This window comes from Dolichospermum lemmermannii CS-548, assembly GCF_028330815.1.
Classification (GTDB): domain Bacteria; phylum Cyanobacteriota; class Cyanobacteriia; order Cyanobacteriales; family Nostocaceae; genus Dolichospermum; species Dolichospermum lemmermannii.
This window is the reverse complement of the sequence record NZ_JAQMTJ010000327.1, coordinates 1-10,624: the sequence shown is the minus strand read 5'-3', so window position 1 is coordinate 10,624 and position 10,624 is coordinate 1. Positions and strand designations below refer to the sequence as shown.

The following is a 10,624-nucleotide window of genomic DNA, read 5'->3' as shown; positions in this document are numbered from 1 at the left end:
TCTACCGAGATTGCCTGTGGAGCGGAAAAACCTCTTAGAAGCCATTCTAAGACCGTGATGAAGCAGGAAGTAAACACTAAGGTTATCGCTGTCCAGATGTGTCTAGACTTTGGTAATTTTGGGTAAGTTTTATAGAACGGTAAATTTACTTTCAAAAATACTACTTTTGCAGCATCTATCATCACAGCAAATTGCCAAAACAATCATAAATTCCATTATGGATACGCTTTCCACAAATAATTCCAAGATTCTGATTGTAGATGACGATTCTAGTGTCCGTAACCTGATTCAGCGTTTTTTGAGTCGGAAATATCAAATAGAATCAGCAGCAGATGGTAAAACCGCTCTTGTCTTATTTGAGCAGTTTAATCCCGCTTTAGTGATTCTCGACTGGAACTTGCCAGATGCAAATGGCTATAAACTTTGCCAAGAAATGCAAAGTCGTACCAATGTGTTAGTCATGATGCTTACCAGTCGCAATGATGAAGCTGATAAAATTAAAGTCTTGGCTGCTGGTGCTGATGATTTTTTAACCAAACCATTTAGTCTAGCTGAGGTAGAAGTTAGGGTAGAAGCCCTATTAAGACGTGTTCGCTATATCCAGTCCAGTGTGTCACAACGCCTCACTTTCAATCAGTTAGCTATTAACCCAGAGGCGCGAGAGGTAACACTCAATAATAAAGCTTTAGCTTTAACTGCTTTGGAGTTTAATATCTTACATTTTCTAGCTACCCACCCTGGACAAGCATGGAGTCGTACCCAACTGATCCAAAAGATTTGGGGTTGTGATTATGTGGGAGATGGACGGGTTGTTGATGTGCATATTGGCCAACTTAGGAAGAAAATGGAAGTTGATTCTAGTATGCCGGAGTATATTAAAACGGTACGGGGTTATGGTTATAAGTTTGATCCACCAGACAACACCGCAAGTTAAATTTTGAAAAAAGGGTTGTTGGATAACTGAACAATTTGGTCAAATCTACTAATTAGTTCGGTGATGATATTGAGGCTTGATTAGATGATTAAGGTGATTAATTGGTAGATATTGGAGCTAAAGTCAGTCGGGGAATTGTATCTACTTAGGGCTTGGATAAAATCTTTAGTTTTTCTCTTTTACAGGATATTCTCAGAGTATTTCTCATCTTCTCTGGTTTTGTCCAAACTATCAGTTTAAAAATATCTATGCAAATTACTGTGATGACTTTTAATCTCCGCTATGACAAACCAGATCCTGGGGTACGTCAGTGGAAAAAGCGTGTAGGGGCGATTGCTTCTTTAATTCAACACTACAAACCGGATTTATTGGGTACACAGGAGGGTAAATCTGATCAACTGGCAGATTTACAAGCACTCTTACCGGAATATAACATTATTGGGGGCGATCGCACTGGTACAGGAAGCGGTGAACATTGTGCAATTTTTTATAATCCCCAATCCTTTAAACTTCAAGAAACACAAGATTTTTACCTCAGTGATACTCCAGAAATTCCTGGTAGTATTACTTGGGGAACTCGTTTACCACGGATGGCCACTTGGGCTAATTTTGAAGTTAGTCATCTTGGTTTTTCCTTGACTATATTAAATACCCATTTAGATCACGAAAATGCCAAATCTAGGGAGTTAAGTGCAGTCCTAATTAGTCAACGTTTGGCTGAGTTTCCACCGGAAAACTACTTACTGCTAACGGGAGATTTTAACGCCAATCCTCGTACTCCAGAACGGCAAATTTTCCTATCCCCTCTAAGAAATGGTAAAAAATTACAAGATCCTTTAGCTACTCTTCCTCTAGAAAAACAGAAAACTTTTCACGATTTTACGGGTAAAGCCTGGGATGCTATTGATACTATATATTGCGATAGCTGCGCTTTTCAGACAGAACAAGTTATTATTGACCGTGAACAGTGGGAAGGCGTGTGGCCTTCTGACCATTTTCCAGTGATTGTGAAATTAACAGTTTTCTAATTTGCATAATTCAAGCTGACTTCACGGTTACGGCTAACTGCAATCCTAAAGCATCAAGTACATTAGTCAAAGAATAAAATTCAATTTCTCCTTTTTCAGCAAGAATTTGGGCAAATTTATCGTAGGATTGCTGTACTGCTACGGAAAAATTATCAATTCCACCCTGAGCCTCAATCACATTTTTGAGTGCTTTATTTAACATAATAGGATCACCTTCTTCTATAACTACCTCAATATAAGCTGCGGCTTCTAGAGGATCTTGTAAGTATTTAATTAGTTTGGCGTGATAACTTGTACTTCTAGGCATTGTTTCGACTCCGATAATCTTCCCAATATTCTTTAGCTTTAAGAATATCTTGGACTTGAGTGCTTTTATCACCACCACATCAAACGCTGGGACTTATCAATCATCCATTTACTATTTTTATGATCCCATATTAACCATAAACGAAGAGACTCTGGATCAGATAATTTTTGAGTCTTTTTCATAAAATATTGTAATTTCACTTCAACTACAGCAGATTTATCATCTTTAGATACCAATCTAATTTGATTAACATTTACTCGGTCTACTTTTTTTTCCCACCAATCTAAATATTTACCATAACCACCTACTGATTTATTTTGAAATATAGGAGATAAATTACTCCAAGCAACTTTAAATTCATCATTATTAATAGCTGAATAATTATCTTGGATAAATTTTTCAGGTGAGTTTATGAGAGAGTTATTTACATATTCAAATTTCACTAATAACTTAGGATAAATAGAAATAAAAAAACTGCCAATTACAGTTAATCCTATAATGCTTAAAATTAAATTAATATTTACGCCTTTTTTAACTTTAGGTGAAACTTGTCCTGTATTGTTTTCTATTCTTATAGTAGTATTTTGTTGTGTTTCCTGTTTATCACTAATTGTAACAGTTGGTGTTTCAAGGGGTTGTGGTTTTGGTTCAGTACGAGGAGGTACAAAATTATGCTTCTCTTTGTTCCAAATAGGTAAAGGGTATAATATTATCTTGTCATTGTCTTGAATGTCAGCATCCTTCAAAGTCCCATAATTATCTAGTTCTTGTTTAGTTCTATTTAGAACAAGTACAGATGGCAATCCAAAGGGAAAACGTAATAATAGTTGTACTGCTTTGTGAAAGTCATCTAACTTTATATCTAATGAAATATTCTCAGTACGATTGTCAGTAACATCATGTTTTTGAAATGTGACTCTAATAATTTTTTCCATAAATATTTGCTATTTTTATAGAAAATGATTAGTAGCTGAATAGCTACCAATCATGAAAGAGAAAGGGCTGGTAATTTTGGCTCAATCAGCAATAGAAAATTTTACGGTTAATCCTTTTTTGGAACATCTATATCACTTGCAGGATTAATAACTGGGTTATTTTTACTAGTTAATTTGTTCATTTGTTCTGTGATTTCACTCAAACTCTTAGATGTTGATTTCTTCGGTTTTAATTTTTCAAATTTGTCTTTAGCATCGTCCACAGAAGGAGATAAAACATCTTTTTCTAAATCACTAATTTTTCGATTTAACTCTTCAATATCTTCTTCATCTCCTGAAATTAAAAGTCGAGAACGTTCATCATAAAGTTTAGAAAGTTCTAATGATTTAGCTTTTTGCTTTTCAGCATTGATTTGAATTTGCGTATCAATTTGCTGATTTCTTGCAATTAAATTTGCTTGTACACCTTTTAATTCCACAGTCTGTAATCCCTGATTAATTTTAGATCGATCTTCTTCTATGGCAGTACGAGATCGAGATAGATTACCTATACTGATTTTTAACCCAAATTGATTAGCAATACTACCTCTAGACAAGGGACGATTTATCCATTCATTGATGAAATTTTCTAATATTAATAAATTTTCAGTATCTCTATACTGAAGAATTTCATCATCGAATGTATTTAATTTTGCTTTGAGGCTGGTTGCGATAGACTGCTTGATATCGTTTATGCTTGGTAAACGAGATTGGAATATATACCAACTATCTTTTTCAACACCATCAATTTGAAAATCTCCTTGAAATTGAACCGGTGGCTCGTCACTTTTGAGAGAAGGTACTTCAAACTCAAATTTACCTATTTGTCTATATAATTCTTGATATTTTTCAGTAATTTCTGTATTCAGAGGTTTAGAAATGACAGTGCTGAGTTTTGCATAGAAATCTTTTTCCAATCCTTCTTTGATTTTATCTGTTAGTTCTTGTTCAACTGATTTTTCTATTGCTTTTCCAGTGATTTCATCCACCGCAGGAAAACCGAAACGCAGATAATATCGCTCTGGTTCAATACTATTTAAAACATCTCTTACAGCATGAGAAATAGTTCGTTTCATTAAACCTTCAATATCGCTATCTGGGTTAAGGTAATCTTTTATCTTCCTTGGTTCTTCAATCTTTCCGCTTACCAAAATATTTAATTTCACTTTGACGTTAGCATCTTTGGTAGCAAATATTTCTTCTTCAATCTCTAGATAAAAACTTTTGATTATTTCTAGTAGTTTTAAGTTTGGTCTAGAAACAATTTGCTTTATATTATAGCCAATAATCTTTACCTCTTTTTCCATATCTTGTTTAATTTGTAAAGCTATTGGCTCAAAATCCAGGAGAATATCAATATATTCTTTGTAAATTAGGGAAGGCTTAACAATTTTTTCTAACTTGCCCTTAACCCATGTTGTTAAATCATTTACTTCTGCTAACCTGTACTTGCCAACATCTTCTAAAAACATTTGTACTGTATTTCTTACTAATATTGGCTTTGGTTCTGGATATCCTTCATACTTACACTCCACATCATATTGAATTTCGACAATTTCATCTGGAAGTACAGGAATTGTATTACTATTGAGAGATAAAAAGCTGACTTTACGACCCTTTTGACTCAAAAGTGAGTTTCTATTCAAATAGTTAACTATGTCATTGCGAAGAGTATCTTTGAGGTGAAAGCAAAATTTATGAAGGGTAGTCTTTTCAAATAAATATTTTTTAATCTCCTGTTCAATCAAATTGACTAATAGTATTTCATGACCTAAATTAGCTAGTGCTTTGACTTTATTTTGTTCATCTACAACTAATTCAATTTTTAGTTGTAAGTTTAATTCATCATTACAATCACTAACGTGTACCGGAAATTCAATAATTCCTGTAGAAAAAGGTTTAATCTTTTCTTCATAAGCTAGAGCTAATCTCAATTCAAAATTTAAACCTATTTGATCTATAACTTGTTTTTCAACCCTATTTTGTAATTCTCTTAATTGATTAATAGAGTACGATTCTATAAAATCAGTAGCTTTTTTACGGCTAAATTCATCAAAAAATATTTGTATTTTTTCAGCAAGTTGTTCACCAGGATGATTATTGCCAAGCAGAGCCTTAGCTAATTTTTCTTCATTCCCAACACTACAACTAGCTCGAAAATTTACTGATATGGCAACCTCACGATCATTTATAAAATCTTTTATTTTGCAAATCAAACCTTTGGATTCAACAAAATTAGAAGTATCCTTATTGTTAGCAACAAAATAATATAAAAAATTGCCTCCAATTAAACGTTTCCAAACTGGAACAATATCTCCAGTTTGTTTATCAAGAACTATTATTTTTTCTGTTACGCCAGCGTTGACTTTAGTATTTCCATCAACTTTGCGAATCACTTTATCTAGGGAATTTACTGAATTCATTGTTATCTCCTTATGTTTTTAGTCAGTTGTTTATTTGCAGAAATTTGAAATCTTTTTTCAGTTGTTTAACTAAAGTCCGTTTTTGGATAAGTTGTTTCATCTGTTTTGAATTATTCGCTTGGCGATAATATTCTGAGGCTGTTAACAAATCATCTGTAATCTGAAACCAAGCCTGAATCAAATCTTTTTGTTGAGAAAGGTTCGTGACCAAAATTACTTGTTGCAGTATTTTATTCCCTAGTGAATAAGCTTCTGAATTTGGTTCTTTTTTCTCTAAACCATATAAAATGGTAAACCATTCTGCTATTAATCCAGCAATTATTTGTATAGGGTCAATATTTTTATCAACGAGATGTTTGAGCGCAAGTCCTCCCTGATCATCTGGATGAAATAACCAACTAATTAATATGCCTAACTTGTGATCAACTTCGCTATCCTGTAAATATGTCAATAATTGATATTTGGATGGCCAGTAACCATAGTATTTTTCATCAAATTTTTCTGTTGTTTCTAGACAATATTCAATAAGTAATTGTAAGGCATATTCATTTGCGTAGGAATAGTTATCTGAAGAACGATTTGAATCAGGTAGCCATGTTTTAATAGACTCTAGAAAATTATAAATTTGAGAACCACTCTGTTTTAACCAGTTGTAGATAAGTTTGTAGGCATCGGATCTTGTTTGTCTATTTCCTCTATCTAGTAATTGTTTCACCCAATAAAGTCTATTAAATTCTGGTACATCGTATAAATGTTTAATTATTGCTATAACAGCATCATAACGCTGTGCTAAAATTAATCGTTCAATAAATTTGTCGGTTGCTTCTTTTAATTGTGGGTGTTTTAGCATTTCATATATCAGAAATGATATGCGTGCAAAAACAATTTCTCTTCTTTGTTCTGCTTCAAGTTCTGCTAGTAAGTTTTGGATATTTTCTTCTATATCTATGGTTGCATCAATCTCCAAATTAGCTTCTTCTGTAAATTCTAAAATAATTGCTAACAGCCAATTATCTCTGTAAATTTGTGGATGAGAAATTGCCATTTGCACAGTCAATTCTATAACACTACTAGCAATTTTTGCTGAAGGAGAAAAAAGCAGAAGTTGAACTCGTTTAAATTGGTTTCCTACATATATAGGTTGTTTCTCTAAATAGTCTTTTAATTCCTGTCTCAAATAAGGTAAAGAAAAATCAATAACTTGTGAACTATCTTCTAAGCGTACTGCTGTCAAGTAGCATTTATTCAAAAAATTATTGTCAGGTTGGTTAAGACTGTCTTTCCAAATCTCAATAAGAGACTTTTGTACTTTGGTTTCAATGGTTTTAATTTCATTGGTATTTGTTAGTATTTGTGAAGAATCGGTGACAATTATTGGTGGTTGATCTTCTAATAGAAATGAAACAACTATCTCAAATTCATGAGGACTTAGTTGAGGAAAAAAAGTTGCTGTATATAGAACAGTATTTTTAATTGGTTCATCATTCTTGAATAATGACTTACCTTGTATTTCTTCAGGTGTACTATGAATATTTTCTAATTCTGATTTATCAGAATTATTTTTGGACTTTTTATGTATCTCAAGAAGCTCATTAAACTGTGGACTATTTTTTGTTGTTTGTTCTTTATCATTTCCTGAAGAAGTCTTACTATTTTGCTGAGAATATCTCGAATCGGTTGCTTCAGTTGTTTCTGAGTCTTGCTTGTTATTAATTTCTTGTTTGAGATCCTCTATTTCAGCTACTAATTTTTTAAGCTCAGTACCAATTTCATATTTTCGATCTTCATCTCTTTTTATATCTCTCTCAAGCTTGATTCTATTACTTGAATCTGATTCATGATTTAAATCATCTCTTAATCTTGCTATTTTTTCTGATAAAGTATCACGCTCTTTATAAAGACTTTCACAATCTTCATTAACCTGTTTTAGTTCTTTCTCTTTAAATAAAGACAATGATTGATAGTGTTGAATAGACATAATTATTCGCCTTTGAATTATCCATGTATAATTAAGTTATATGTCAAGTAATTCTATTTTTTCTTCCATTTGTCTTAGTTCTTGGTCAAGTTTATCTAGTTTATTTTGATCTTGGTTAATAATTCTTTCAAGCTTTATTTTATGTGCAGAGTCTGATTCAGAATTTAGATCGCTCTTTAACCGCTCTAATTTGTTAGACAATTGATAACGTTCTTTCTCAAGATTTTCATAATCTTGTTTTAGACGCTCCAATTCCTTTTGTTGTTTAAACGAGGATATTTTAGGTAATGTGGCTATGAAAATTGCACTAGGTACATCCTTACTTCCCCCAGCGTAATAACAAAGGGCAAAGTTTTCATCTAAATTACTGATATTATTGACAAATGGATGTTGCTGACCTGAACGATATTTTGAAGAGTCTGATGTTTTTAGGGGTACTTGTTCAATCAAGTATGTGACTATATCAAGTATGCGTGCAAAACCATCTTGATTTCTTGTTGCCTTACCTGCTAAGGCTTCTAGTAGACAGTTTGTAAAGATACTGTAGGGATCACCTGTATAAGACTTCTCATCTTCACGAGAAGAAGCGATAACCACACGACCTCTACCAGTATCAAGAGCTTGTAATAAACTGGGCGGTACTGGTGATTTGATAAATTTATCTTCTAGGTCTTTGATTGCGGGCATACCTGCTGCATGACAGCAATCTAGTAGGACAACCAGTTTACGAGAGTTAATTGCTTGAATCTTCTGAGTGAACTCATCTCCAGAGATACCTTGATTGGACTGTCCACTGACATAATCGTGCGTTAGCAAGAAATACTCAGATTTTCCATTTAGCTGTTTGATTTGGCCACCATGACCGGAGAAGTAAACAATTACCGTAGCATTAGGGTTTCGGTTAACGTTTTCAATTAATCGATCAAAGGCTACAATAATTTCTGCCCGATTTGCTTCAGCTTCTATCAATATTTCAACTTGATGCTTTGGATATGCGGCACAACCTGGATCAACCAGCACATCATGTAAAGCTGTTGCATCCTTAACTGTAACTGGTAAGTCAAACCCGACACCAATGATGAGAGCGTAACCGTTTGAAAAATTTATACTATTCATATAAAAATTAGAGTCTCAGGACTAGCTTTTTCAAGCTAAATCACGAATGTACTGGATTACCAGAATATGGTTTTTAGTATAATATAGTTTCAATCAATCAAAATATTATTTTATGTATTTTTAAATATTTCGTAACAAAAAGAGCATAATTGTGGACAATAGATAGACGAACGGCTGATACTGAAAGAGACTCAGGTATTTTAAGATAAATTTTCGGGAAACCGTAAAAAAATCAATCAATAACCATTATTTTCTCCTAACCTCTGCTTCACCAACTCTACCGCCAAATTAATCGCTGCTTTCATACTTGTCGCGTCAGCAATCCCTTTTCCCGCAATATCAAACGCCGTTCCATGATCTGGTGAAGTCCGCACAAATGGTAAACCAATGGTAGTATTTACAGCCCGATCAAAAGCCATCAACTTCACGGGAATTAAACCTTGGTCGTGATAAAGTGCCAAGTAAGCATCAGCGGGATTTTTAACTTGAGAATTACCATACCAAGCAATACCCGGTTTCACCCACATTGTATCTGGGGGAATGGGTCCTTCTAGCTGTAAATGCGGGCGTTTTTGGCGTTCTGATTCCAACCAGGGAATTAACCAATCTATTTCTTCTGTTCCCAGTTGTCCCATTTCTCCACTGTGGGGATTTAACCCAGCGATCGCAATTCTGCCATGTTTAATCCCAAAATCATTTTCTAAACACTCCACCAATAAATCTAATTTCTTTGTCAACAACTGCGGTGTTAAAGTCGCAGCTACTTGAGATAAAGGAATATGGGTGGTAGCCAGTAGAGCGCGGAGTATCCAACCGGTAAAAGGCGATCGCCCCACAAACAACATCCCAAACCGCTCAACACCAGCCTTTTCGGCTAAAAGTTCCGTTTGTCCCGGATAGTTGTAACCAGCGGCTTTCCAAGCAGATTTAGCGATAGGTCCGGTGACAATTCCATCAAACTCACCTGCCAAAGTTTGAGATATGGCATATTCCATATAAGCAAAACTCGCTGCCCCACTAGCTGCATTTCCCACACCTGTGATAATTTCACCAGCAATAGGGACATCAACTATAGACAAATCAACCGGATTAGCCAAAGCTAGAGAATTATCAATATTTTTACTGATATTTTCATAACTTTTTGTTAATAAAGTTCTATTCCCTACCACCATCACATCACAATTTTGAGTAACTTGAGGATCTGCCAAAGCCTTCAAAATCACCTCAGAACCAATACCCGCAGGATCTCCCAGGGTCAGCACCAACCGTGTCCGTTTATCTTCATTAGTCATTATATTGTAGGGGCGGGGAAACCCAGCCCATCTCCGTCTATTCCCAATTATCATCCCTAAATTGGTTTAGAATTATTTATAGAGGTCTAATACTAATAATTCTGACAATACCTTGTCCATTTTTTGTAGGTCGGGTTAAGCGACAGCGCAACCCGACGCATTTGTTGGGTTATGGCTTCGCCACACTTCGTGAACGTACCTCAACCCAACCTACAAATCAAGACTTTTTTCGATTTGGACAAGGTATTGTTCTGATAGACCTAGTTTAACTGAATCCTGAAAGTTGAAAATGAGATTTGAGTCTTCAAATCAAATTCAGCAGTCTGAAAAACAGGAAACATAAATCAACAATCCACAAAGGAGCATTACAGCAAATGGGCGGCGAAATGTTAAATGCAGCGATGCTATCTTTCGGTCTAATCTTCGTAGGTTGGGCAATTGGCGCTTTGTTACTCAAAATTCAAGGCGCAGAAGAGTAGAGGGGAAGTAGGGGGAGTAGGGGAAGTAGGGGAAGTAGGGGGAGTAGGGGAAGTAGGGGGAGTAGGGGAGAAAGTTCTTCCTTCTTCCTTCTT

Annotated in this window: 9 protein-coding genes; 3 read left to right on the top strand and 6 right to left on the bottom strand. The window is 34.7% G+C overall.

Annotated features, from left to right (window positions below; genetic code table 11):
- Window positions 1-217: 217 nt before the first annotated feature.
- Entirely contained in the window at window positions 218-934 is a 717-nt protein-coding gene (locus PN450_RS23675) for a response regulator transcription factor (protein WP_148763286.1), read from the top strand.
- A gap of 152 nt (window positions 935-1,086) precedes the next feature.
- Window positions 1,087-1,962 carry an endonuclease/exonuclease/phosphatase family protein gene (locus PN450_RS23670; protein ID WP_271837749.1) on the top strand — a complete coding sequence of 292 codons (876 nt, stop codon included), beginning with the start codon at window positions 1,087-1,089 and terminating at the stop codon, window positions 1,960-1,962.
- A 10-nt stretch (window positions 1,963-1,972) separates the two neighbouring features.
- Here PN450_RS23670 and PN450_RS23665 read toward each other — a convergent pair whose 3' ends face one another.
- From PN450_RS23665 to pdxA, 6 genes are all read right to left on the bottom strand, one after another.
- Window positions 1,973-2,269: a helix-turn-helix domain-containing transcriptional regulator gene (locus tag PN450_RS23665; protein WP_148763284.1), complete on the bottom strand. Its 297-nt coding sequence runs from the start codon at window positions 2,267-2,269 to the stop codon at window positions 1,973-1,975.
- 68 nt (window positions 2,270-2,337) lie between these two features.
- Window positions 2,338-3,204, bottom strand: coding sequence for a hypothetical protein (locus tag PN450_RS23655; protein ID WP_168650575.1), 867 nt, complete (start codon window positions 3,202-3,204; stop codon window positions 2,338-2,340).
- Window positions 3,205-3,311: 107 nt separating this feature from the next.
- A complete protein-coding gene (locus PN450_RS23650) occupies window positions 3,312-5,666 on the bottom strand; it encodes a hypothetical protein (protein ID WP_271837748.1) in 2,355 nt (784 codons plus the stop codon).
- Between the two features lie 22 nt (window positions 5,667-5,688).
- Window positions 5,689-7,644, bottom strand: a complete 1,956-nt coding sequence (locus tag PN450_RS23645) for a hypothetical protein (protein ID WP_271837747.1) — start codon at window positions 7,642-7,644, stop codon at window positions 5,689-5,691.
- Window positions 7,645-7,680: 36 nt separating this feature from the next.
- Complete coding sequence (locus PN450_RS23640) at window positions 7,681-8,760, bottom strand: caspase family protein (protein WP_168650581.1); 1,080 nt, start codon at window positions 8,758-8,760, stop codon at window positions 7,681-7,683.
- A gap of 236 nt (window positions 8,761-8,996) precedes the next feature.
- Complete coding sequence (gene pdxA / locus PN450_RS23635) at window positions 8,997-10,052, bottom strand: 4-hydroxythreonine-4-phosphate dehydrogenase PdxA (protein ID WP_271837746.1); 1,056 nt, start codon at window positions 10,050-10,052, stop codon at window positions 8,997-8,999.
- A gap of 374 nt (window positions 10,053-10,426) precedes the next feature.
- Here pdxA and petM point away from each other — a divergent pair, with 374 nt between their 5' ends.
- Complete coding sequence (gene petM, locus PN450_RS23630) at window positions 10,427-10,531, top strand: cytochrome b6-f complex subunit PetM (RefSeq protein ID WP_015078782.1); 105 nt, start codon at window positions 10,427-10,429, stop codon at window positions 10,529-10,531.
- Window positions 10,532-10,624 lie beyond the last annotated feature (93 nt).

Excerpts from the sequence above, each read along its gene's own strand:
- PN450_RS23675 (WP_148763286.1), top strand. The coding sequence starts at position 218 with ATGGATACGCTTTCCACAAATAATTCCAAGATTCTGATTGTAGATGAC.
- PN450_RS23665 (WP_148763284.1), bottom strand. The coding sequence starts at position 2,269 with ATGCCTAGAAGTACAAGTTATCACGCCAAACTAATTAAATACTTACAA.
- PN450_RS23655 (WP_168650575.1), bottom strand. The coding sequence starts at position 3,204 with ATGGAAAAAATTATTAGAGTCACATTTCAAAAACATGATGTTACTGAC.
- PN450_RS23650 (WP_271837748.1), bottom strand. The coding sequence starts at position 5,666 with ATGAATTCAGTAAATTCCCTAGATAAAGTGATTCGCAAAGTTGATGGA.
- PN450_RS23645 (WP_271837747.1), bottom strand. The coding sequence starts at position 7,644 with ATGTCTATTCAACACTATCAATCATTGTCTTTATTTAAAGAGAAAGAA.
- PN450_RS23640 (WP_168650581.1), bottom strand. The coding sequence starts at position 8,760 with ATGAATAGTATAAATTTTTCAAACGGTTACGCTCTCATCATTGGTGTC.
- pdxA (WP_271837746.1), bottom strand. The coding sequence starts at position 10,052 with ATGACTAATGAAGATAAACGGACACGGTTGGTGCTGACCCTGGGAGAT.
- petM (WP_015078782.1), top strand. The coding sequence starts at position 10,427 with ATGGGCGGCGAAATGTTAAATGCAGCGATGCTATCTTTCGGTCTAATC.